The organism is Cystobacter fuscus DSM 2262 (assembly GCF_000335475.2).
Classification (GTDB): domain Bacteria; phylum Myxococcota; class Myxococcia; order Myxococcales; family Myxococcaceae; genus Cystobacter; species Cystobacter fuscus.
In genome coordinates, this window is sequence record NZ_ANAH02000014.1 from 308,082 (window position 1) to 332,417 (window position 24,336).

The window sequence follows — 24,336 nt, forward strand, 5'->3', positions numbered from 1 at the left end:
ACCATGTGTTTCAAGAAGAGGGCTCCGCGCGGCAACGCCCTCATGCTGACCGTCATCGCCATGGCGGTGCTGCTGTTGCTGGTGGTGGGCGCCATCCAGTTCTCCAACTACAACCGCGAGGCCTCGTCGGAGAAGCTGCGGGGCGACCGCATCGGGGCCTGCGCGGACGCGGCGCGCCGTCACCTGCTCTCGCGCCTGAAGCTGTTCCGCGCGACCACCGAGCTGCAGATCCTCGACACCCGGCTCATCGATGATCCGGATCCGAGCGCGCGCACGCGCATCATGACCGGTCACTACAACGACACCGCGCAGGACATCGCCCAGGCCACGGTGGTGGGGGTGGATCCGGTGTTCATGGGCGCCTCCGGCCGCCAGGCGCGGGAGATCGCCAACACCGTTCCCGCCTCGGGCGGATTCATGGGCGGCCAGTACTACCGCGTGGTCGTCAAGTGCAAGGAGACCTCGGGCCGTGAGTCCGAGGTCGAGTTCCTCTTCCGGTACGGTCTGTGAGGACGGTCTCCATGTTCCGCAAGCTGTCGCTCAGCCTCTTCGTGCTCCTGGTGGTGTTGCTCAGGGCGGACACGGCGGCCGCCATCGATCAGGCGGCCTGCTGCATGCCGACCACCTCCCGTCTGGATGCGTTGATGAATCCGGTCCGGGGCGGTGACGAGAAGTTCTTCTCGCGTCAGGGCGGGCCTCCCAACATCCTCTTCATCATCGACACCTCCGCGTCGATGCATGACTGGCCGAAGGATTGGCCCACCGGCCCCCGGGGCTGCTCGGACCCGTTCCTCAATGACCTGGGCTACAACAAGGACGAGACGTACGACCGGATGTGGACGGGCATCAACAGCCAGTCCGACGACTGGTTCGCCAACTCCTCGTACTACGAGGCGCCCAAGAATGGGTACGGCGTCCTCTTCGGGGATGCCCCGCAGGACACCTCCACCTGGACGAGCGCGGCCGCCGCGTGCCAGTCCATCCGCTACATCGGCACCACGGACCTGAACACCTGCCAGAGCTGCCTCGAGACGCGGGGCTACTATCTCCACGACAGCAGCACGCGGCGGGTGAAGGGCAACTTCCTCAACTTCTACGCTCCACGAGACTCGGGCGCGGTGAAGGTGCTGACCGACGTCGTCCGGGATTTGCGTGAGGTGCGCTTTGGCGTGATGGGCTTCCAGACGCGCGCGGAGAGGACGTGCTGGGGCCAGAAGGCCGGCACCCGCAACCAGTGTCTCTGCATCCAGCAGCCCATGGGCCCCACGTGCGCCAAGTCCTACCCGCTGGACAGCAGCTCGGTGGAGAACAACCGCAACTCGGTGCTCAACAGCCTCACCAACGTCAACGCCAACAACAGCAACGGCCTCGGCTGGGATGCCTGCAACACGCCGCTCGCGGATGCGCTCTACGCGGCGGGCTATCTCTTCGAGTCCAAGACCTCCCCCACGCCCTTCTCCTCCTACCTGGGCAGCCACCCGACGAGCTCCAACTTCAGCGCGACGGATGGCGTCTGCTTCGAGTGTGGCTTCAACGCCGTCATCCTCCTGACGGACGGCGAGCCCTTCGACGAGCAGACGGTGGTCAAGCTCCCCTCCGCCATCACCTCCAATCCGGCGCCGTGTGAGGGGTGCTCGCCCAGCCAGTTGCACAACGTGGCCCGCTTCCTGTGGGGGAAGGATCTGCGCTTCGACATGACGGGCGAGCAGCGCGTGGCCACGTACACCATCGGCTTCTCCGAGGACGTGAAGGACAGCAAGCTCTTGCAGGAGACGGCGCGGCTGGGGGGCGGCAGGTTCTTCTCGGCCCGCAGCACCAGCGAACTCAAGCGCGCGATGCTCACCATCCTGGATGACATCAACGCGCGCAACACCTCGTTCTCCACGGCGGCCGTCAGCACCCTGCAGACGCAGGACGCGGCGCTCACGGCCATCGTCCCGCGCATGATGCCCGCCAAGGACAACACCTGGGCCGGCAAGCTGTACCGCTACGAGCAGTTCAACGAGTTCGTCGAAGACCAGGACAAGAACGGCGACGGTGACCGCACCGACCTCTTCCTCGTCGACAAGGCGGGGAGCATGGTCGCGGAGGACTCCTCGAGCGAGTACCGCAAGCTGCTGTCCACCAACGGCGGGCCCAACGGCACGCCGCTCTTCGGTGGTTCCGCCGAGCCCTACTGGGAGGCGAGCGACGAGCTCGAGAAGCTCGGGCATGTCCAGCGCAACATCTGGACGGTGACGGACAACGGCCAGGCGTTTGGTGGCGGAACGAAGGACGGGCTGCTGACGCAGCAGGACGGGCTCATCGCCTTCAACCTCGATAACATCTCCCACCTGCGTCAGTACCTGGCCGTGAATGGCGCGCCGCTGTGCCCCAGCGGTCTGGGCACCACCTACAAGGCGGGTACCCTCCTCACCCGGATGCAGATGCCCGCGTACGCGGACCTCGCCCTGAAGGCCGCGCCGCTCATGGTCGCCGCGGGCCTCAAGGGACTGCCCACCAGCCTGTCCACCCAGGACGGGTATGATCTGCTCTGCACGGCGCTGATCATCCAGTACGTGCGCGGCCAGGATCTGTTCGACGAGAACGGCAACGGCAAGCGGGACGACACCCGGCCGTCCGTGCTGGGCGACATCTTCCACTCCTCGCCCCTGGTGGTGGATCCCCCGGCGGACAAGTTCCTGTGTGACCTGGGCGTGTCCACCCAGTGCGTGCGCACCCTCTACGCCACCCAGCAGAAGACCGGCGTGGAGTCCACGCCGATGGATGCGCGGGAGGACCTGCCCACCTCCTGCAACGTCGCCACGCCCCTGCGGCGTGATGCCTACGACGCCTACGCGTTCGTCAACCGCAAGCGCGAGCGGCTCATCCTGGTGGGTGCCAACGACGGCATGCTGCACGCCTTCAGCGATGGGCTGGGCCAGGAGGACACGTCGACGTGTGACGTGAAGTACCTGAGCAACGCGGCCGGGGGCGGCGTGGAGCGGTGGGCCTTCATCCCGGCGGACATGCTGCCGCGGCTGCAGGAGATGCTCCAGGGCCATGCCTACTTCGTCGACGGCGACGTCATGATTCGCGACATCTGGGCGGACGACAACGGGGATGGCCGCAAGTCGTGGAACGAGTACCACACGGTGGCCGTGGTGGCCGAGGGCCGCGGGGGCACGCACTACTTCGCCCTGGAGGTGTTGTGGGACATGGCGGGCAGCGCGACGGCCACCGCGAAGTCGCGGCCCGGCTTCCGCTGGATGTTCCCGCAGCCGTGCACGGACGAGTCGCTGCGCTTCGGCAAGACGCTCTTCAGTCTCAGCCCCAAGGCGCCCCCCATCGGGCCCGTGTTGATGAGCTCCACCACCGGCCAGAAGCGCCATGGCGACAAGGGGCCGGCGAGCGCCGAGCGCTGGGTGGCGATGCTGTCGGGTGGCTGGTCTCCCGGAGGAGAGAAGGGGCGTGGCCTGTACATGGTGGACGTGTGGAACGGCACCGTGAACGGCCGCGACGACAACCTGCTGTGGAAGTGGGAATACTCCGGGTCCGCTTCCGGTGGCATGGATGAGCCCCGCAGGGCCATGACGTACGGCTTCGTGGCGCCCGCGGCCCTGGTGGACTACGGCGCCAACGACAAGCCGCGCTTCGATGGCTTCTTCGACACCGCCGTGGTGGGCGACCTGGGCGGCCAGGTCTGGACGCTGCGCTTCTTCCAACCCGGCGTGATCGATGCCTCCACCCGGCTCGTCGGCAACTGGAGTGGCGCGCGCTCCTTCTCCATGGACCGGGATGGGGTGTCCGCCTCCAACGCGCAGAGCATCCGCAACCGCTCGCCCATCTACTACCTGGCCTCCGTGGCGGTGCAGCCGGAGAACCAGGCCCTGCGCGCCTTCGTGGGCTCGGGCAATCGCTACTCGCTTCTGGAGACGGGCGTGGGCACCTGCCGCTTCGACAACCCGCAGGCGTGCTCCAAGCTGGGATGCGGCCAGACACAGTCCAGCTACAAGCTGACGCGCAATGGCACGGACTTCCAGCGGCTGAGCAACGCGTGGACGGATCGGCTCTACACGCAGGGCACCTATACGCCCTTCTCCCAGGAGGCCGCCTCCAACGTCTGTGGCACGGCGGGCAGCACGAACCTGCTCACGGCCGAGTTCGAGTCCCGTAACGCCAACTCGTGCCCCAGGCCCGCCGGCGGAGGGACGAACAGCTACGATTTCGCCCGGACGAGGGTGGAGTGCGGCCAGAACGCGGATGGGGTCTACGACTGCCGCGTGCGTGACCCGGGCAACACGCTGAACATGAACGACCTGGACCTGAGCGCCTCCACCACGCCGAGCACGCTCGGCGAGAACCGCTTCTACGGCCTCTGGGTCTATGGCGGCGTCCCGGCGCGCATGTTCGACGAGAGCCTGTCGGCGGCGCCCTCCATGAACAACCTGGCCAAGGACTACGATGGGCGGCGGCTGAGCGATACCGGTGGCGTCAACGGGACGGGCGGCCTCGTCGACGTGACGAACCTCCAGTGCGACGCCTCCGGCACGTGCGCGTGCGCGGCCGGAAAGGTGTGCCCCAGCAAGCTGCTGGCGGGCCCGGAGGACCCCGGCTGGTTCTACGAGTACGAGGGGCTCGAGCACAAAACGGCCGGCGGCGCGGCGGTGCTGGCGAGCTGCACGATGTGGAACTCCATGTACCCGCAGGTGACCACCACCACCAGTGCCTGCTCGGGCTCCACCAACAACCTGGCCCGCCTGCATCAGGCGGACTTCCTCACCGGAGCCCCCAACTGCGCCGCGGGCCTGCTGGGCAAGGACGGCTACGTGCGCTACCAGACGCGCTCCGTGCTGGCGCCTCCGCCCGAGCCCACCACGGCCATCCAGGTGTCGAAGACGGGGCAGGTGAGATACAGCACCCTGTTCGTCGAGCCCGGCAAGCCCCAGGCCACCGAGGCGCAGGTCTCCACCGACACGGACGTGCTGCAGTACATCTACGAGCTGCCCGTGCCCCGCACCCTGCATGCCTGCCGGCACGACCACGAGAACGGCGGCCAGGAGGCGTGCGCGCCCTCCGGGATGTGAGCAAGGCGCGGAAGCACTCCGGGGCCCGTCCTCGCCACGCGGCGATGGCGGGCCCCGTTGTTTCAGCGGCGCAGCACGATGTCGCGCGCGAGGCTGTCGCCTCCTCCCACGAGATCGAACGACGCGCGCACCGGAGTCCCCTCGGAGATCTCCCGCAGCGGAACCCGACGGCCCTGATGCAGACCCCGGCTGCGGCGATCGATGCGCAGCTCGTAGATGTTGCCCTCGCCATCGCTTACCTCGATGGTGCGGGCGCCCACGCGCTTGACCCGGCCATCCACCGTGCCGCTGGCGATGGTGATGTCCTCGGTGGCCGTGTCCGGAGAGATATTCTTGTTGGCGGCCCGAGCTGCCTCGGCGCTCTCGCTCAGCCAGATGCGGTCCTCGTCATCCATCTGCCCACCCGTCCCCGAGCGCGCGGGTGCCTGCTTCTCCCGCTCCCCCGTCGTCGCGCTCTCCTGGAGGGCGATCGCGTCCCCTTGTTCCCGGGGCGCCGCCTGGACCGGAGCGGCCTCGGGTTTCGACTCGACGGCCTTCACCGGCGCGGCCGGCGCCGTGGTTTCCGTCCGGGTGGCCACCGTCTCGGCCGTCTCCGGGGCTGGCTTTCGCTCGGCCTTGCGGCAACCGGTGCTCCCCAGCACACACCCCAACATCATCAACCCCATGACCCGTCCGACCATCCGACCCCTCCCCCGTCATTCGTTGGTGGAGACAGGGTGGGGACGCCAGGGCGATCTGGCACAGGTCCCTCGCTCGAGTGCCTGCTCGTCCGGCTGCCCAGATGACAGGGGAGTGCGCCGAATGTCACCGGCGCGACAGCGCACGGGCCCCACGGGGAGGCCCGTGGGGTCGGGACAGGGCTTCATTGCGCGGATTCCCGGGGCCCGGGGGTGCACGGAAGCCGTGAAGCCCGCACCGGTTCGGCCCTAGAGTGCGCGCCCCTCAGGTTTCGTCATCGGAGAAGACGTCCCCATGCGGCAGAAGGTTTTCGCTCTCATTGCTGACACGCTCGCGGCGCTGAAGTCGGCCGGCACGCTCAAGTTGGAGCAGGTGCCCGGCTACACCGTGGAGCCCCCGAAGAACCCTGCCCACGGCGACTGGGCGGTCAACGTGGCGATGCTGCTCACGAAGCCCGAGGGCAAGCCGCCGCGCGACATCGCCAACGCCATCGTGAAGGGCCTGGTGGACAAGGAGGGGATGGTCGCCAAGGTGGAGGTGGCGGGTCCGGGCTTCCTGAACTTCACGCTCAAGGAGCAGGTCATCCAGCAGGTGGCGCGTGAGGTGCTGAGCGCCGGGGAGACGTTCGGGCGGCGGGCGCCGAAGTCGACGGGCAAGCGCATCATGGTGGAGTTCGTGTCGGCCAACCCCACGGGCCCGGTGCACATCGGCCACGCGCGCGGGGCGTTCATGGGCGACGCGGTGTCCCGGTTGCTGGACGCGGCCGGGCACGACGTGACGCGCGAGTTCTACATCAACGACTACGGCAAGCAGGTGGAGACGCTGGGCCGCACGGTGCACAAGCGCTACCGGCAGCTCTTCGGCGAGCAGGTGGAGCTCGTCGAGGGCGAGTATCCGGCCGAGTACGTCATCGACATCGCGAGGACGTGGAAGGAGGAGGTGGGCGACAGGTACCTGCGCGCGCCGGAGTCCGAGTGGTTGCCGCTGGCGACCGCGGTGGCCATCCGCGAGAACATGGAGGCCATCCGGGCCTCGCTGGAGAAGGCGAACATCCGGCACGACGTGTTCTTCAGCGAGGCGTCGCTGCACGCGGCGGGCAAGGTGAAGGCGGTGGCCGAGGAGTACGCGCGGCGTGGCGCGACGTACGAGGCCGCGGAGGCCCGGCGCGACACGGAGAAGGTGCGCAGCGAGGACAGCAAGGCCGCTCAGTACACGGATCGCCAGAAGGGCGGCACGTTCCTGATGACGAGCCAGCACGGAGATGACGAGGACCGCGTCATCCTCCGGCGCGACGGAACGCCCGTGTACCTGACGGCGGACCTCGCCTACCACAAGGAGAAGTACGACCGGGGCTTCGACCGCCTCATCGACGTGCTCGGGGCGGACCACGCGGGGCACACGCCGCGCATCAAGGCGGGGATGGTGTTGCTGGGGCTGGACGTGAAGCGGCTCGACTTCCTGCTGGTGCAGCTCGTGCGCATCACGCGCGGGGGTGAGGAGGTCAAGGTCAGCAAGCGCAAGGGCACGGTGTTCGAGCTCGAGGACCTCATCGACGAGGTGGGCCCGGACGTGTGCCGGTTCCTCTTCCTGATGAAGACGGCGAACGCGCGCTTCGACTTCGATCTGGACCTGGTGCAGAAGCAGTCCAAGGACAACCCGGTCTTCTACTTCCAGTACGGCCACGCGCGGTGCGCGAGCATCCTGAAGAAGGCGGCGGAGAAGGGCACGCCGTTCGTCGGGGCGGAGCAGCTCACGCCGGCGCAGCTCGCGCGGCTGACCCTGCCCGAGGAGCTGGTGATGCTCAAGAAGATGAGCCAGCTGCCCGACGTGGTGGCGAGCGCGGCGGAGCGGCTCGAGCCGCACCACGTGCTCTACTTCTGCCAGGAGCTGATCACCGACTTCCACAGCTACTACACGAAGTACAAGACGGACCCGATCATCAGCGCGGACGCGGAGAAGACACAGGGCCGGCTGGCGCTGGTGGCGGCGCTCAAGCAGACCCTGCGCAGTGCCTTCGCGCTGCTGGGCATCAACGCCCCCGAGTACATGGAGGCCCCCGCCGAGGAGGAGTGAGCGGGGCGGTGGGGCACGGGGGGCCGTTGCTGGCCCCCGCGGGCCTTCAGTGGGACAGGGCGTCGGCCACGGCCCGGACGTGCGCGCGGACGAGCTCCCGCGCCCGGGTGAGCTCCTCCTCCGTGGTGGGGACGTACCCCAGGCACAGCACCACCTCGTCCTCGGGCGCGGTGCGTGCGCCCAGGGCCGCGTAGTCGAGCGTGCGCGAGAGGGGCTCGCCCTCGGTATCGGGAATGAAGCGGCCGAACACGGCGGCGTGGGTGCCCCGGTCCGGCGCGGACTCCTTGAGCGCGAAGAGCCGGCGCACGGCGTCGAGCGCCTCGGGATGGGTGGTGAGCCGCTCGGGGTCCACCGGCCCCGCCAGCTCCCACTCGAGCAGCCGCAGACAGCCGCGCACGAACTCCACGTCGGTGAGCACCAGGCCGTAGAGGTACCAGTCCGCGCACGCCACCTGGATGAGCCGGGCCTGGGCGTCGGTGAGCCAGGTGAACGAGGGGCAGGTGAAGGTCTCGCACAGCTCGGCGTGGTAGACGCCGCAGTCGCGCAAGTCCACGCCCCCCGTCACCTTCGGGTGGCCCAGGCAGCCCACCCGGGTGCGCCCCTCGTCGACGAAGCCCAGCAGCGGACACACGCGCACCGCCGGAAACAGGGGCGAGGCACGGCGCGACTCGAGCAGGGCGAGGGCCCGGGTGCGCCACGCGCCGTGCTTCGGGGGGAGCGAGGCGAAGGACTCCGTCTGCTCGTTCAGGCGCGCGGTGAGGCTCGCGCGCGAGTGGTCGCGGAAGTTGTAGAGGCCGCAGCAGGCCCCGCACGAGGCGCCCCGGCCGGGCTGGCACAGGTGGAAGGAGACGGACATCTCAGAACCAGTCGGGCTGCATCCGCGTGTACGAGTCCTCTCCCGAGCGGCACAGCTCCACCAGTGGGGCCACGCGCGGCAGCTCCGTGTGCAGCCAGTACTGCGCCGCGGCGAGCTTGCCCTCGTAGAAGTCCCGGCCGTCCGTGCCCCGGGCGAGCCCCTCGCGCGCCGCGGCCGCCTGCGCGAGCCACCGCCACGCCACCGCCAGCACCGAGAACAGCTCCATGTAGTCGGCGCTGTGGCGCAGCATCCGCTCCACGTCGCCCTCCATGCCCGCCTGTCCCAGCTCCATCGTCAGCGCCACCACCCGCTGGAGCGCCTCGTTGAGCGACTCGCCCCAGGAAGCGTCCACGCCCGCCCGGCGCGCCCGCTCCACCGTGGCCTCCACCTCCTCGACGAAGGCGCGCAGGCCGCCGCCTCCCGCCGCCACCACCTTGCGCCCGAGCAGATCCAACCCCTGGATGCCGGTGGTGCCCTCGTGGATGCTGTTGAGCTTCTGGTCGCGCAGCCACGCCTCGGGCAGGTACTCGGTCGAGTAGCCGTAGCCGCCATGCACCTGGATGGCGAGGGTGTTGGCCTCGAAGCCCTTCTCGGCGGGGAACGTCTTGGCCAGCGGCGTGAGCAGGTCCGCGAGCAGGCCCGCGCGCTCGCGTGCTTCCGGCGTCTCGCCGTGCTCCGCCACGTCCGACTGCCACGAGGCCATGGACAGCAGGGACAGGCCTCCCTCCACGATGGCCTTCTGGCGCAGGAGCATGCGCCGCACGTCCGCGTGCTCGATGATGGGGCGCTGGGGCCGCGCGGCGTCCTTCTCCCAGGAGAGGCGGCCCTGGGGCCGGTTGCGCGCATAGGCCAGGGCCTCCTGGTAGGCGACCGAGGCGGTGGCCACTCCATTGAAGCCCACCATGATGCGCGCCTCGTTCATCATCTGGAACATGTGGGCCAGGCCCTTGCCCGCCTGTCCCACGAGCCATCCGCGGCAGTCCCCGCCCTCGCCGTAGTTGAGCGCCAGGCTGGGAATGCCCCTCCAACCAATCTTGTGGATGGCGCCCGTCACGCGCACGTCGTTGTCCACGAGCCGTCCGCCCTCGGGCCGGCGCGCGGGGATGGCGAAGAGCGACAGGCCGCGCACACCCGCGGGCGCGCCATCGATGCGCCCCAGCGTCAGGTGCACCACGTTCTCCGCGAAGTCGTGGTCTCCGCCGCTGATGAAGATCTTCGAGCCGGAGACGCGCCAGGTGCCGTCCTCGGCGGGAGTGGCCCGGGTGCGCACGTCCGCGAGGCTGCTGCCGGCGTGGGGCTCGGTGAGCGCCATGGTGCCCGTCCACTGGCCCGAGTACATCTTGGCCATGAACGTGTCCTTGAGCCACTCGCTGCCGAACGCCTCGATGAGGTGCGCCGCGCCGGTGGTGAGCCCGATGAAGGCGTAGGCGCTGAGGTTGGCCGCCATCAGGTAGGCCGAGGCCAGCGAGTACACCGTGAGCGGCAGCTGCTGGCCGCCCGTCTCCACGGGCCGAGTGGCCGCGAGCAGGCCCAGGTCGACGAGCTGGGGGTAGAGCGTGCGCATCAGCGGGTGCACGTGGACGCGGCCATCCCGGAAGGTGGGCGGCTCCGAGTCCATGAGCCGGTAGGTGGGGGCGAGCACGTCCCGCGCCAGGCGCCGCGTGCTGTCCAGGAAGAGGGTGAAGGTCTCGCGCGAGTGGTCCGCGAAGGCGGGCAGCTTGCAGAGCGACTCCGCGTCCAGCACCTCATAGAGCTGGAAGTCCACGTCGCGGTCGGAGAGCAGGGGATTGGAGGCGGGAGCGGTCATGGCTCCTCTCGTTATCCCATGGCCGGGCCGTTGCCAGCAGTCCGTTGAGACCTTCTGCTCACCGACGGTAGGAGGCGCCCACACCCCCGTGGAGCGGCTGGGGAAGCGTCGGCTCGAAGACGCGTCACCGGCTCGCGTTCACCGTGCGTTTCGCTGACTCCTTCCCGCGTCTTCTTCCGCCCCGCGCGGTCGTGGTAGACAAGCCCGGCGCAGTCACTCCGGTGAAAACACCGAGAAGAATGAAGAATAGATGATCCTGACACCAGAGTCGGCCACAGGCGCATTCACACCCAGTATCAGGCCTGTCGGTTTCGCCGGGCGTTCGCGGTTGAGTGGAGCAGCCACTCCTGGTGGGTCTGCGCGGTTGACCGCGCTTCTGTTGTCCGCCGTTCTGTCGTCGGGGTGCGCGGCAGCCGTGACGGGCCGAATTCGACCAAGTCATTTTCAGTTCGTCACGATTGTTCCATAGACGGAGACTGGGGCAGGGTGGGTGGCGCGCCGCTTGCGTTCACGCGCAGGTCAAGAACGGAACAACAGGCGAGGTTTACACCTGCATATTCGGCGTCGAAATGCCGATAGAAAATAAAGATGGGCCCATCTCTACTCCCCTTGCTCAACGCCTTTCGGCTGAGCTTGCCAATGACGCTGCATACGCCGTACTTACAACGAAAACCAAGCCGTCCCCTCCACCTCTCTATACATTGTGTCAGAGCTTCATCGCGGCATACCGTTTGCGGATGAGCACCGCGATCGTGGGCTCGCGAGTAAGGACGATTTGTAGTTCGAAGGCAGAGCCGGTTGTTTTTGGTGTTCCCACCTCCCAGGTTTCAGGGCAATGACCCTCTCGAAAGAGCAATTGTTGTCAGTTGCCCACGAATACTGGGATTCGAGCAATGAGTTCCTTGTCAGGCAAGAGGCAAGTCCTAAGAGGAGGAAGCTTGATGCGTTGTGGGATGAGAAGCTCGAGAGCCTGGACCCGTGGAATGCATTTTTGCGTGTGCTGAGGAACGAGCTTCCTGGCTATGCGGTTGGGAGCATGGTCACACCGATTGATGCCAGTTTTCGTTGTGTCGTCTACCCGGACAAGGATTCCCGGCCGCCATCATCCTGCTGGATTGTCGTTGGCTGCGTAAGTATAGTGGCTCCCGTCTACATTTTGTATGGCGTGGAGTGCGAATATGAGGGGGGAAGGTTGCGTAACCATAAGGCCAGTCTTGAGCAACCTCCACCTGATATGGCTTTCCCGGCCAGTGTGGTGGCCAGGAAAATCGAGGCGACGTTCGGTTGCAGTGTGGTTCCTCGTGAGATTGCTGAAACTCCTGTCCCTCTCTTCATTGAGTTCAAAGCGCCCCCGGAGACAACTCTTTTCCATGCGCTCTTCACGAGCGAGCCCAGCAGCATCCCATGATGCTGAAAATACGCGCCAGTCCCGCTCGCTGGGGTTGTGTTGTCCCCCGTGCTTCGCTGCATTGAATTAGGAGGAGGCAGAGTACCTCCCAACACACGTGATGTACGATGAGAATGACGTACGACGGTCTCGACGTACGTCGAGATCGTCGTACGTTGTTGGGACCCACTGCAAACCTGTGGTCTCACCAGCGATGCGCCACGCCCAGTCCCCCGTAGAGCGACCGGGGAGGCGTCGGCTCGAAGTAGCGCCCCCGGCTCGCGTTCACCCGCACGTTGTCGCTGGCCCGCGCCGACAGCAGGTTCTGCAGGCCCAGGAAGGGACTCAGCTCGAACCCCCCCATGGGGATGCGGTGCGCCAGCCGCGCGTTCACCACCCAGGCCATGGGCACCCGCACCGTGTTCGCGTCGTCCGCGTACATCCCCCCGGTGCTGAACACCTCCACCGCCGCCAGCGCGCCGCTCGCATGCTGGTACATCGCCTCGGCGCTCACCTGGTGCGTGGGAATGCCCGGCACGCGCTTGCCTCCCTCCACCGTGGCCCGCAGGGCGTTGTAGGCCGCCCGCAGCCGCAGCCACTCCGTCACCCGCGCCTCCAGCGCCACCTCCGCCCCCACGTGCCGCGAGCGCGCCGTGTTGCGGTAGTACGCCCGCGTCGACTCGTCCTCGTAGCGCACCAGCCCATCGCGCAGCCACACCGAGTACAGCGCCACGTCGTAGCGCAGCCGGCTCCAGAGCACTCCCCGCGCCCCCACCTCCACCCCGTTGGAGCGCTGGGGCCTCAGCTCCCGTGACAGCCCGCCCCCCGCTCCCGGCGGCAGCGCCAGCTCCGTCGTCGTCGGCGCCTCGAAGGCCTGGGTGAAGCTCGTGAAGACAGACACCTCCTGCCGAGGCGCCCAGATGAGCCCCAGCCGCCCCGTGGGCTGCTGGAAGAGCCTCGCCCCCGTCGCGTCCCCGTCCTCCTTCAGGAAGTCCTCCACCGCGTAGCGCGACACGTCGTAGCGCACTCCCGCCACGGCCGTCAGGTGCTCGACGAGTTCCAACTCCTCCTGGGCGAACACCCCCAGCGCCAGCACGTTCTCCTGCTGGTCGAGCTGCACCGCGCCGCCGGGCCGGCCCTCCACGTTGTCGAGGTTCTTGCGCCGGTCCGCCTGTGATTGCACCTCCGCCCCCAGGGCGAAGCGGCTGCGCAGGCCCCCCAGCGGCGCCCGGTTGTCATAGCGCGCCGAGACTCCATCGAACGTCCGGTCGAACGCCACCACCACTCCCGGCAGCGCGTTCTGGAAGCGCCGCAGCGACAGGAAGCCCCGGGCCTCCAGCGCGTGCGCCTCGCCCAGGCGCAGCCGGTACGTCAGCCCCAGCCGCCCCTGGCGCACCGCCTCGCCCGCCCGGGCCGCCAGGTTGAGCGGCGCGGCCTGTCGGGGCTCGGCCTCCAGCTCCTCCTGCGTCAGCGCGCCCGGATCCTGGGCCTCGGGCGCGTCCACCAGCGACAGCACCGCCGTCAGCTCCGAGTTCGCGCCAGGCGTCCAGCCCACCTTGCCGTTGAAGAGCACCTGCTCCGTGGCCGATTGCCGCCGCCAGCCCGTCTGCGCGAGCCGCGACGCGCCCACCAGCCAGCGCACCGGCCCGCTCGTCCCTCCGCCCTTCACGTTCAACTTCCACAGGCCGTACTCCCCGTTCACCGTGCGCGCCTCCACGGAGGGGCGCTCGGGGCCGTCCTCGGTGGTGAGGCTCACCACGCCGCCCGCCGCGTTGCCGTACAGCGACGAGGCCAGTCCCCGCAGCACCTCGATGCGCGACACCATCGCCATGTCCAGCAGGTCCACGTTCGACTGCCCATCCGGCAGGGTCTCCGGGAAGCCATCCACCACCACGGTGACGCCGCGGATGCCGAACGCCGAGCGCGCCCCGAAGCCCCGCAGGGACAGCCGCAGGTCCTGCGAGGCGTTGTTGCGGCTCTGGACCACGAGCCCCGGCACTCCCACCAGGGCCTCGTACATGCCCAGGGTGGGGCGGCCCGTCTGGATGTCCTCCCCCTCCACGACGCTCACCGCCGCGGGGGTGCGGTTCAGGGGCGTGGGCACCCGGGGCGCCACCACCATCGTCTCTCCGGGAGTCTCTCTGGGAGCCTCTCCGGGAGCCTCTCCGGGGGAGGGGAGCGTTTCGGGCGCCGGGGAAGGGGCTTGGGCGAGGGCGAGGGACAGGAGCGTGCCAGGGAGGAGCCAGGACATCCGGGAACACCTTTGCTCGGAAGCAGGGGGAGCCGCGCCTGTCTGCCCGGCTTCGGGGCGCTCCGCCACCGCATCTTTCTCTCCGGGTGATAGAAATCGGACGAAGGTGTATGGACGGCCCTCGTGAGGGGGCGCCGCGTCGCTGCTAACGTCCTCGCGCCCCCCTGTCATGAACGCCCCCGAGCAACACGCCCCGGAAGTCTCTTCGCCGTCGAGCCTGATACCGAGCGGTCCCGAGGGCGAGTCCCTCTTCCGGCAGATCGCCGAGACCATTCCCCAGCTCGTGTGGACGACCCGGCCCGACGGCTACCACGACTACTTCAACCAGCGTTGGTACGACTACACCGGGAGGAAGCCGGGCGACACGGACGGCGAGGGGTGGCAGCTGCCCTTCCATCCCGAGGACGTGCCGGAGGCGCAGCGGCGCTGGCAACACTCGCTGCGCACCGGCGAGCCCTATGACGTGGAGTACCGCTGCCGGCGCCACGATGGCGTGTACCGCTGGTTCATCGGACGGGCCCAGCCGGTGCGCGACGCCGAGGGCCGTGTCGTCAAGTGGTTTGGCACCTGCACCGACATCGAGGACCAGAAACGGGCCGTGGACGCGCTGCAGGTCCTCGCCGAGGCGAGTTCCCTGCTGGCGTCGTCCCCGTTGGATTACGAGGCCACGCTCGACGCGCTCACCAAGCTCGCGGTGCCCCGGCTGGCGGACTGGTGCACCCTGCGCATGGTGGGCGAGCACGGCATGGTTCAGTTGTTCGGGGTCGCGCACGTGGCCCCGGAGAAGGTGGCGCTCGCCTGGGAGCTCAGCCGGCGCTACCCCCCGGATCCCAAGGCCTCCTCGGGCGTCTACGAGGTCATCCGTACCGGGCGCTCGGACTGGCTCCCCACCTTCTCCGAGGAGGCGCTGGCGAAGCTCACCCGCGACGCGGAGCACCTGCGCATCGTGCGCGAGCTGGGTCTGCGCTCGTCCGTGACGGTACCCCTCAAGGCCCGCGGCCGCGTCCTGGGCGCCCTCCAGCTCATCTCCGCCGAGTCCAACCGGATCTTCTCCGCCGCGGACGTCGCGCTCTTCGAGCAGATCGCCGAGCGCGCCGCCCTGGCCGTGGACAACGCGCGCCTCTACCGCGAGGCCCAGGTCGCCCTGCGGCGCAAGGAGGAGGAGCAGCGCGTCGCCGAGACGCTCCACCGCATGGGCCTGTTGCTCGCCTCGGAGCTGGAGCCCGTGCGGCTCATCAAGAGCGTCACCGAGGCGGGGGTGTCCCTCACGGGCGCGTCCTTCGGCGCCTTCCTCGAGAAGCGCGTGGAGGAGCACGGTGAGCCCTCGCGGCTGTCCACGCTGCCCCTGCCGCGGGGCACCCCGCTCTTCGCACCCACCTTCCGCGGCGATCCCCCGCTGCTGCTCGACGACGTGACGCGGCATCCGGAGTATGGCAAGAGCAGCCCCTTCCAGAGCCTGTCCGCCAAGCACCTGCCGGTGCGCAGCTTCCTCGGGGTGCCCGTGAAGGGCCGCTCGGGGGAGGTGCTGGGCGGGTTGTTCTTCGTCCATCCCGAGCCGGCGCGATTCACCCGGGTGCATGCCCAGCTCGCCGAGGGCATCGCGGCGCAGGCCGCCGTGGCGCTGGACAACGCGCGCCTGTACGCCAGCGCTCGCCAGGCGGAGGAGCGCTTCCGCTCGCTCATCAACGCCACCGCCCAGGCCGTGTGGGTGACGCGTCCGGATGGGCTGGCCCTCGAGGACTCGCCCTCGTGGCGCGAGTTCACCGGGCAGACGTACGAGGAGTACCGGGGCTTTGGCTGGCTGGGCGCGGTGCACCCCGATGACCAGGAGCGGGTGCGGCGGGGCTGGGAGGCGGGGCGGGCGCTCAAGCGGCCCTACGAGGTGGAGATGCGCGTGCGCCGCAAGGACGGCAGCCATGCGACCATCTTGTCGCGTGCCGTGCCCCTGTACTCGGCCCCGGGCGAGGTGCGCGAGTGGGTGGGCACGAGCCTGGACGTCACCGCCCAGCGCTCCGCGGAGGAGTCCTCGCGCCGGCTGGAGAGCGAGCAGCGCACCCGTCAGCTCGAGGCGCTGCACGCCCGGGTGAGCGAGGTGCTCTCCCAGGAGGTGTCACCCGAGCGGATGATGCAGGAGTGCGCCGAGGTGATGACGCGCTGTCTGCCCATGTTTCCGCTCTCGCAGCTCTGGGCGTGGGATCGGGAGGCGAAGGTGCTGCGGCTCAAGGGGCACGCGGGACCGTCCATCCCGCCGTCCATCCAGATGGATCGGCTGGAGCCGGGCCAGGGCGTCGCGGGCCGGGTGGGCCAGAGCCGTCAGTTGTTGCACTCCAACGATGCGTTGCGCCACCCGGGCGTGGCGCGCGCACGCGACTGGTTGGAGGCGCAGGGGCTGACGTCCTTCGTGGGCATCCCCCTGCAGGTGCGCGGGCAGCTCGTGGGCGTGTTCACCCTCTTCGGGATGCAGCCGCTGGAGGAGGAGACGCTCATCACCCTGTCCACGGTGGCGGAGGCGCTGTCCCAGGGGCTCGAGCGCCGCCGCGCCGAGCTGGCCCTGCAGGCCCACGCCACGGAGCTGGCGCGCTCCAACGAGGAGTTGCAGCAGTTCGCCTACGTGGCCTCGCACGACCTGCAGGAGCCCTTGCGCATGGTGGCCAGCTTCACGCAGCTGCTGGCGCGGCGCTACAAGGGGCGGCTGGACTCGGACGCGGACGAGTTCATCGCCTTCGCGGTGGATGGCGTCACCCGCATGCAGCGGCTCATCCAGGACTTGCTCGCCTACTCGCGCGTGGGCACCAAGGGCCACGAGTTCAAGCCCGTGGAGGCGGGCCCCGCGCTGGACAAGGCGCTCGCCAACCTCAAGACGCTGGTGGACGAGACGGGCGCCAGCATCACCCAGGGCCCGCTGCCGCGGGTGATGGCGGACGAGAGCCAGCTCACCCAGCTCTTCCAGAACCTGGTGGGCAACGCGCTGAAGTTCCGGGGCCCGAAGCCCACGCGCATCCGGGTGGACGCCGAGCGCCAGGGTGACTCGTGGCGCTTCACCGTGTCGGACAACGGCATCGGCATCGAGCCGCAGTACTTCGAGCGCATCTTCATCATCTTCCAGCGCCTGCACAACAAGGAGGACTACCCCGGCACGGGCATCGGACTCGCCATTTGCAAGAAGATCGTCGAGCGCCACGGTGGCCGCATCGGGCTGGAGTCCTACCCGGGCCAGGGCTCGGTATTCTGGTTCACCCTGCCCGTGCTTCCCTCCCTCCCCGTGAACAAGGGGTCGAGCTCATGAACGGCGAGCGTCTTGGACGTCCCATCGAAATCCTCCTCGTGGAGGACAACCCCGGCGACGTGCGCCTGACGATCGAGGCCCTCAAGGAAGGCAAGGTGAGCAACCGCCTCTCCGTCGCGCGCGATGGGGTGGAGGCGCTCGCCTTCCTGCGCCGCGAGGGGGCACACGCCAATGCCCCGCGACCGGACCTCATCCTGTTGGACCTGAACCTGCCGCGCCGGGACGGGCGCGAGGTGCTGGCGGAGATCAAGGCGGATGCCCGGCTGCGCCGCATCCCCGTGGTGGTGCTCACCACGAGCAAGGCGGAGGAGGACATCCTGCGCACCTACGACTTGCACGCCAACTGCTACATCAACAAGCCGGTGGACCTGGACCAGTTCATCTCCGTGGTGCGCTCCATCGATGACTTCTGGCTCTCCGTGGTGCGCTTGCCCGGAGGAGATTGAGGCCGTCATGAGCAAGGACGAAGGGCGCGTGCTGCGGCTGCTCCTGGTGGAGGACAACCCGGGAGATGCCCGGTTGTTCGAGGAGGAGCTCAAGCGGGTGACGTCCGTGAGTGTCGACGTGCGCCACGTCATGCGCCTGGCGGAGGCCGAGGCGCAGGTGGGCGAGCCCGGTCTGGACGCGGTGCTGTTGGACCTGTCGCTGCCGGATGGACAGGGGCTGGCCAACATCCAGCGCATGGTGCAGGCGGCGCCCACGCTGCCCCTGGTGGTGCTCACCGGCACGGACGACGACGAGCTCGCCATGCGCGCGGTGCACGCGGGCGCGCAGGACTATCTCGTGAAGGGGCAGGTGACGGGGCCGCTGCTCGTGCGCGCGCTGCGCTACGCCATCGAGCGCAAGCGCGTGGAGGAGGGGCTCAAGCGCGAGGAGGCCGCGCGCCAGACGGCGCTCTTTCGCGAGCAGTTCCTCGGCATCCTCGGGCACGACCTGCGCAACCCCCTGCAGGCCATCACCGGCAACGCCGCGCTGCTGCTGCGCTACGGCGGCTTGTCCGAGCCCCAGCGCAAGGCCGTCCACCGCATCTCCAACTCCGCGGATCGCATGGCGCGGATGATTGGCGACCTGCTCGACTTCACGCGCACGCGCCTGGGCGGGGGCTACACGCTGCAGCGCACGGAGATGAACGTGCACGACGTGCTGCGGCAGGTGGTGGAGGAGCTGGAGGTGGCGCACCCGGGGCGCAAGTTCGAGCTGAACGTGTCCGGCACCGGCTGGGGCGCGTGGGACATGGGCCGCATCGCCCAGGCGGCCTCCAACCTGGTGGGCAACGCGGTGCAGTACTCCCCCGAGGACAGCGTGGTGCGGGTGAGCGCGTGCGACGAGGGCCCGGGCGTGCGGGTGGAGGTGCGCAATGGCGGCCCGCCCATCCCCGCCGAGCGGATGCCGCACATCTTCGATCCCTTCGTGCGCGGCGCCGAGGTGTCCCGGGCCCGCACGGGGTTGGGGCTCGGGCTCTACATCACCCATGAAATCGTGAAGGCACACGGGGGCACCCTCCAGGTGCGCTCCACGGAGGCCGAGGGCACATGTTTCTGGATGAACCTGCCGCGTCAGGCGCCCTCCGCCCCGGCCCCGCTCGGCTCCTCGCCCGGGGGGCTGGCGGGCGTCTGAGTCGATGGAATGCGCGGAGGCCGTGGGGCTGCCCCGGTTCGTCGGGGGACCTACCTTGTTCCAAAAGGAGGTCGCTCCATGGGATTCCTCATTGGATTCGGTTTGTTCTTCCTCGCCATCCTGTTCACCATCATCTTCGGAGGCGTGAGCAAGTTGGGGGACCGGCGCGTGGCGTTGGAGGGGCGTGCCACGAAGGACCAGCGCCTGCCCACGCAGCAGGGCGCCTCGATGGTGCCCTAATACTACCCGGTCACTTCTCCAGGGGCGCTGCGGCTCTCCGAGGGGAAGTCTTCCTCGGAGGGGGTTCGAAGTGACCGAGTCGTACTAGATATGGCCGCCTTCGGAGCCCGGTGGACATTGGGACGCTGCGACTCGGTAGCGGGGAGGCCTTCGCTCAAGATGCGCTCGATCTCGGACACGGGGATGCGCTGGTGTCCGTTGACGTCCACCGTTTTGATGCGACCCAAGGCGATGAACTGCGCCAGGGTGGTGGCCCGGTCCACCCCAAGGCGACGGGCGGCCTCCTTCTTCGACAACAGCTCGGAGCTGGCCTTGCGCTGCTGGCGGCCTGGGACTGGAGACACGGTGGGGACCGGCAAGACCGGGAGGGCCTCGCCCGAGCTAAGTCGCGCCAGCAAGTGCCGGTTCACCTCCACCGCACGCTCCTCGGGATCCATCGACTTGCGGCATTCAACGCAGGGCGTGTCGAGTTCCTGCTCTGTCGGATGCCGGTACGGGTGCAACTCCCACCACTCCGTGCATCGTCTACACACCCATCCGTCGGGGGTGCCCCCGCCTCACGAGAAGTGGAAGACGGAGGGTAACCGTTCACCGCCCAGGCTTGGTTGAGGAGGAGGCAGGAAGGGCGTGACCAAAGAAGTGGTGCTGGACGAGGTGACGGCGGACGTGGTGTAGAAGAGGGATGGTGGAGGTAGACCCTCGAGACGCGCTCATCGTGGAGTTGAGAGAGCAGCTGGCGCAACGAGATGCGCGGATTGCGGAATTGATGGCGAAGGTGGAGGCCCTCACCGCGCGGGTGGCGGAGTTGGAGGCGCGCCTGCGCCAGAACTCGAGCAATTCCTCCAGGCCGCCGTCCTCGGATGCTCCCGGTACCCCGCGTCCAGCGAAGAAGCCCACGGGCCGTCGTGCTGGAGGCCAGCCCGGGCACAAGAAGCATGAGCGAGTGCTGTTACCGCCCGAGCAGGTGCAGCACGTGGTGGAACTGGTGCCCAAGGAGTGCAAGGACTGTGGCCGACGGCTGGCGGGAAGGGACAGGGAGCCCAGACGGCATCAGGTGGTGGAGGTGCCGCCGCTATCGGCGATTGTCACCGAGTATCGCAGCCACGCGCTGGAGTGTGGCGCCTGCGGCACGGTGACCCGAGAGCAAGTGCCCGCGTATGCCAGCAGCGCCTTTGGTGACAGGCTGGGTGCGCTGGCGAGCCTGATGGTGGGCAAGTACCGGCTGTCCAAGCGACTGGTGAAGGACGCGCTGTCGGACATGCTGGGCGTCCAATTATCGGTGGGCAGCGTGGTGAACCTGGAAGGGGAAATGGCCGAGGCGCTCGCGCCCGCGGTGCTCGAGGCCGGCGAGTACGTGAGGGCAGCCGACAGGGCCCACGCGGATGAGACGGGGTGGGTGGAGGGGCGCGAAGAGGGCCGGGGCCAACGAGCCTGGCTGTGGCTGGTGGCCACGGCGCTGGTGGCTGTCTTCCACATCGCTCGAAGTCGCGGAGGCAAGGTGGCACGAGCCCTGCTGGGAGAGGACTTCGCGGGCATTCTCGTCAGTGACAGGTGGAGCGGGTACGAGTGGTACGACGCGGGCCTGCGCCAGGTGTGCTGGGCTCACCTCACCCGAGACTTCCAGGGCTTCATCGACCGGGGCGGCGAGGGAGGGCAGCTCGGCGAGGAGTTGATGCACCAGCGCAATCGCTTCTTCACGTGGTACCACCAGGTGCACGAGGGCAGCCTGACACGCGAGGACTTCGAGAAGAGGATGCCCGAGGTGGAGCGCGAAGTGGGCCGATTGCTGCGCCAGGCCGCGGTGTGCGCGGAGAAGAAGACGGCCGGCATGGCGCGGGAAATGTTGCGCTGGGAGAAGTGTCTGTGGACGTTTGTCGACGTACCGGACCTGGCGCCGACGAACAACTTCGGCGAGCGGTGCTTGCGGCACGCCATCATGTACAGGAAGACATCCTTCGGAACGCAAGGCCCCGAGGGCAGCCGCTTCGTGGAGCGAATCCTCACCACCGTCACCACGCTCAAGCTGCAACGGCGTGGCGTGTTGGACTTCCTGACCGACACCCTCCATGCACATCGACGTGGCTTTTCAACACCCTCGCTGCTGCCCACTCCGGCGTCGGTTCAGCTCTCCAACGCGGCCTGAGTCGGTGAACGGTTACGACGGAGGAACTCCGGAGGAGGATGCGGTGGCGCGCAGATGGCTCCAGTCCGAATGGGCGGTAGCCGGGCTGGTGAGCCTGCCCCAGTTTAGTGGCTCTCCCGCACTTTATACGCTTCACCAGCGGCGGGCAGGCAAGCGTCTCTTGTGCAGCCGACCGCGTACTGCCCAGCGGTGACGTTGTGCGGCGTCAACAGGTGCGCCGGGTTCTCCTCGCCCCGGAGCATACAGCCGAGCTGATGCAGCTTGGTCTCCACCAGCAGCAGGATGGCGCTGATGATGACGGGCGCGCTGTGCGTCCGCTCCGGGTCGGGCACCGCCCCCATGGCGACGCTGTCCGCGATCCAGTAGGCGACCTCGATGGCATAATGGATTCCCCCCCCAGTTCAGCAGAGAGGCTGATGTGTTCCATCTGCGTTCCTCCTCGGGTTGATTGGATGAGGACGCACTGGCCGACCAGCCAGGACGTCAGCGGGGATGACCGCCAAGGTCCTTATGCCGGGGAGCACGCGGCTCTTAACGGGCCTGCCATGGGGCAGAAGCCTGGCCCAGTCAAGCTGCGGCGTCCGCTCCTTCACCGACCGATTTCTCTCCCGCCGATGCCGCAGCCGGCAAGCTCGCCCCCTCTGCCGCCGCTTGATCGAGGGCTCTCGCACTGGGCAGCTACAGTAAAATCAAGGGTTTACAAGCCCGCTTGGCTGCTAGCCGATACTCGTAAGTACCCGGAATTACGAAAGATGCGAAGGGACGAGAAACATCCCTTGGAAGAGAGCAGTCCAGGCGGCAGCTAACTTATTGAAATGACGGGATTATTTGACCACCCGTACCCGTCACAAATATGTTGGGGTGGGTCATTGTAATGAGGGCATTTTCGGCTTAAAAAGATCGATACCCCAGCTACCTAGCGAGGAGCTTGGGCAGCAGGCAGAGGGGATGCGCAGATTGCGTCTTATCACCCGAGCCTAGGGAGAAGAGCGATGAGCAAGCAGACTGGCGAAGTGAGGCAAGACGGCCTGCTTTACATCGACCGCGACAAGGCCGTTCAGCAAAACATGGAATCCTTGAGGACGATGATCCGGCCCGGAAACGTGCCACCTCCGAGGTCCAGTTCGCCCCAAACCAGTTCGCCTCAAGAGGCTAAAACCAGGAAATGACTCCAGAGTTCATTCTCTGGGGTGTTGCTGGGTACATAACCCTCTTCATCATTCAGACTGCTCGCCCCAGCAAAAACCGGAGCGGCTGGGACTTCGTGGCACTGACGGCTATCTGTGCCCTCGGTAACTTCTTCGCTGCGAGTCTGATCCTAGGAGGTCTGCGCTGGGCGTACCTGCCCTTGGCATCACAGCTTGCGAGCTGGCGTGCGGCGCTGTTTCCGAGCCCAGGATCTGGGGTACTGATCCTGGGCTTAGTGCTGTCCCCTTTGAGCGGCCTCATGGTGTCCCGCGTTTTCAAGAGGCAGGCTTTTGGGCTACTGCGCTGGCTCTCGGGTACAGAACGCGATCTTGAGTTCACAGACGTTTTCTACAAGATGGGAAACGAACTCTTGGGGAAGAAGGTCATCGTCTCTCTGACTTCCGGGAAGGTGTATATGGGCATCTTCCTACAGGCAAGCGGCGATCCCAACGAGTCGGAGCGGTCAATCATCATTCAACCGGTCATGAGCGGCTTCCGCAGTGACGATAATCAGCTTGTCACCTTCAACACAGACTATTTCCAGGCTGACCGTCTTCCGGACATTCGGCTTCTCCTGCCGATGAAAAACGTTCAGAGCATCTCCAACTTCAATGATGCCGTTCACGCTACCTTTGTTACGCGCGGCGTGACCAAGGTTGAATCGGCTAACAGGAGTGCTCTGCAGAGCGCGACTGAACAGCAGACAGCACTAGTATCCAACACCCCTGGTGCAGAAGGGACAGCGTCCACTGCTGATGCTTCACTTGCGGCAACTCCCGCTTCACCGGATGCACCGCAATGACCTCGCGTGCTGGATGAGTTAGGAAACCGCCGCATTCGGTGCCCTAATACGACTCGGTCACTTCGAACCCCCCTCCGAGGAAGATTTCCCTTCGGAGAGCCGCAGCGCCCCTGGGTAGTGTTAGTCCACGCGCCTAGAGCCCCTCGGGAGGACCGGGGGGCTTGGGGTTGTAGTAGCGCCGCAGCCAGCGCGACAGCCCGTCCAGGCCCGGAAACAACACCCGCTCGGTGATGTTGGCTTGGTCGAGCTTGTCGCGCACCTCGCGCTTGAGTTGCGCGGGGACGATGATGCGGCGCACGCCCCGCTCCTGATTCTCGAGGAACGTGTCCAGCCGGCTCGAGGGCGCGTTCATCACCGAGAAGAGGGCGAACTGGTTGACGATGCGCTCGTCGAGCGAGGGCGGCTCGAAGAAGAGCACGAAGGAGCGGCGGGTGAGTTGATCGAACGCCTTGAGTCTCGGGGCCACCTCCTCGAGCATCTCCGCGCTGAAGACATCCGCGCCTTCCTGCCGCAGTTGTTCCTTGAGAGGCCGCGGCAGCAGCCGGTTCGTCTCACGGTAGTCCACGCTCCACACCACGCCGTCCGTGCCGTACAGCTCCAGGTTCTCCGACAGGAAGTGCAGCGCCACGTAGGGGCTGAACGTCCAGTCCAGCAGCCGCGTGGGCAGGCCATGGTGCTGGGCGAGCGCCAACCAATCCCAGACACTGCCGCAGGGGTAGGCGGTGCCGCGCGCGTACTTGCGGAAGGCGCGCAGCATGACGTGCTCCTGGCGCGAGTAGTCCCCGCCCCGCCGGTTGAGTCCCGTGGCCAGGTCCATGCTGGCATCCGGCATGCCCCGAAAGGCCAGCGTGGGGCGGAAGCGATGAAGTGCTTCGTTCCACGAGCCCTCGAAGAGTAGCTCCTGCAACTCCATCCAGCTCTTCACCCGATGTTCGAGCACGC

At 67.7% G+C, this 24,336-nt stretch carries 17 protein-coding genes; 10 read left to right on the forward strand and 7 right to left on the reverse strand.

Annotated features, from left to right (window positions below; genetic code table 11):
- Positions 1-3: 3 nt before the first annotated feature.
- Together D187_RS25110 and D187_RS25115 are read left to right on the forward strand one after the other, a co-directional pair.
- Positions 4-510 carry a hypothetical protein gene (locus D187_RS25110; protein WP_002621764.1) on the forward strand — a complete coding sequence of 169 codons (507 nt, stop codon included), beginning with the start codon at positions 4-6 and terminating at the stop codon, positions 508-510.
- An 11-nt stretch (positions 511-521) separates the two neighbouring features.
- Positions 522-5,066: a pilus assembly protein gene (locus D187_RS25115; RefSeq protein ID WP_002621766.1), complete on the forward strand. Its 4,545-nt coding sequence runs from the start codon at positions 522-524 to the stop codon at positions 5,064-5,066.
- 62 nt (positions 5,067-5,128) lie between these two features.
- On the opposite strand, the gene D187_RS25120 is transcribed toward D187_RS25115, so the two are convergent.
- Positions 5,129-5,746, reverse strand: a complete 618-nt coding sequence (locus tag D187_RS25120) for a hypothetical protein (protein WP_002621768.1) — start codon at positions 5,744-5,746, stop codon at positions 5,129-5,131.
- Between the two features lie 292 nt (positions 5,747-6,038).
- Between D187_RS25120 and D187_RS25125 the strand changes: the two genes are divergently transcribed.
- Positions 6,039-7,817: an arginine--tRNA ligase gene (locus D187_RS25125; protein ID WP_002621770.1), complete on the forward strand. Its 1,779-nt coding sequence runs from the start codon at positions 6,039-6,041 to the stop codon at positions 7,815-7,817.
- Between the two features lie 46 nt (positions 7,818-7,863).
- Here D187_RS25125 and D187_RS25130 read toward each other — a convergent pair whose 3' ends face one another.
- Both D187_RS25130 and D187_RS25135 read right to left on the reverse strand, forming a co-directional pair.
- Entirely contained in the window at positions 7,864-8,673 is an 810-nt protein-coding gene (locus tag D187_RS25130) for a hypothetical protein (protein ID WP_002621772.1), read from the reverse strand.
- 1 nt (position 8,674) lies between these two features.
- Positions 8,675-10,480 carry an acyl-CoA dehydrogenase gene (locus tag D187_RS25135; RefSeq protein WP_002621773.1) on the reverse strand — a complete coding sequence of 602 codons (1,806 nt, stop codon included), beginning with the start codon at positions 10,478-10,480 and terminating at the stop codon, positions 8,675-8,677.
- Between the two features lie 835 nt (positions 10,481-11,315).
- On the opposite strand from D187_RS25135, the gene D187_RS55440 reads away from it, so the two are divergent.
- A complete protein-coding gene (locus tag D187_RS55440; RefSeq protein WP_155893561.1) occupies positions 11,316-11,888 on the forward strand; it encodes a hypothetical protein in 573 nt (190 codons plus the stop codon).
- A gap of 184 nt (positions 11,889-12,072) precedes the next feature.
- Here D187_RS55440 and D187_RS58860 read toward each other — a convergent pair whose 3' ends face one another.
- Positions 12,073-13,989 (reverse strand): TonB-dependent receptor family protein, encoded by a 1,917-nt coding sequence (locus D187_RS58860; RefSeq protein WP_002621776.1) that lies wholly within the window; start codon positions 13,987-13,989, stop codon positions 12,073-12,075.
- 298 nt (positions 13,990-14,287) lie between these two features.
- On the opposite strand from D187_RS58860, the gene D187_RS25145 reads away from it, so the two are divergent.
- The 4 genes from D187_RS25145 (at position 14,288) to D187_RS55445 (ending at position 19,261) form a co-directional block, all read left to right on the forward strand.
- Entirely contained in the window at positions 14,288-17,404 is a 3,117-nt protein-coding gene (locus tag D187_RS25145) for a GAF domain-containing protein (protein ID WP_002621778.1), read from the forward strand.
- The gene (locus D187_RS25150; RefSeq protein WP_002621780.1) at positions 17,401-17,850 is read left to right on the forward strand and encodes a response regulator; all 450 of its coding nucleotides are present in this window, start codon (positions 17,401-17,403) and stop codon (positions 17,848-17,850) included. Before D187_RS25145 ends, D187_RS25150 begins: the two co-directional genes overlap by 4 nt.
- Before the next feature lie 7 nt (positions 17,851-17,857).
- Positions 17,858-19,021, forward strand: coding sequence for an ATP-binding response regulator (locus tag D187_RS25155; RefSeq protein WP_002621782.1), 1,164 nt, complete (start codon positions 17,858-17,860; stop codon positions 19,019-19,021).
- Positions 19,022-19,099: 78 nt separating this feature from the next.
- Entirely contained in the window at positions 19,100-19,261 is a 162-nt protein-coding gene (locus D187_RS55445; RefSeq protein ID WP_002621783.1) for a hypothetical protein, read from the forward strand.
- A 2-nt stretch (positions 19,262-19,263) separates the two neighbouring features.
- On the opposite strand, the gene D187_RS25160 is transcribed toward D187_RS55445, so the two are convergent.
- Entirely contained in the window at positions 19,264-19,698 is a 435-nt protein-coding gene (locus tag D187_RS25160; RefSeq protein ID WP_002621785.1) for a MerR family transcriptional regulator, read from the reverse strand.
- Between the two features lie 245 nt (positions 19,699-19,943).
- Here D187_RS25160 and tnpC point away from each other — a divergent pair, with 245 nt between their 5' ends.
- The gene (gene tnpC / locus D187_RS25165) at positions 19,944-21,404 is read left to right on the forward strand and encodes an IS66 family transposase (RefSeq protein ID WP_002621787.1); all 1,461 of its coding nucleotides are present in this window, start codon (positions 19,944-19,946) and stop codon (positions 21,402-21,404) included.
- A 104-nt stretch (positions 21,405-21,508) separates the two neighbouring features.
- Here tnpC and D187_RS50295 read toward each other — a convergent pair whose 3' ends face one another.
- Positions 21,509-21,745 carry a hypothetical protein gene (locus D187_RS50295; RefSeq protein ID WP_002621790.1) on the reverse strand — a complete coding sequence of 79 codons (237 nt, stop codon included), beginning with the start codon at positions 21,743-21,745 and terminating at the stop codon, positions 21,509-21,511.
- Positions 21,746-22,569: 824 nt separating this feature from the next.
- On the opposite strand from D187_RS50295, the gene D187_RS55450 reads away from it, so the two are divergent.
- Positions 22,570-23,394: a hypothetical protein gene (locus tag D187_RS55450; RefSeq protein WP_155893562.1), complete on the forward strand. Its 825-nt coding sequence runs from the start codon at positions 22,570-22,572 to the stop codon at positions 23,392-23,394.
- 133 nt (positions 23,395-23,527) lie between these two features.
- On the opposite strand, the gene D187_RS25175 is transcribed toward D187_RS55450, so the two are convergent.
- Positions 23,528-24,334 carry an FRG domain-containing protein gene (locus D187_RS25175; RefSeq protein WP_002621792.1) on the reverse strand — a complete coding sequence of 269 codons (807 nt, stop codon included), beginning with the start codon at positions 24,332-24,334 and terminating at the stop codon, positions 23,528-23,530.
- Between the last annotated feature and the right edge of the window lie 2 nt (positions 24,335-24,336).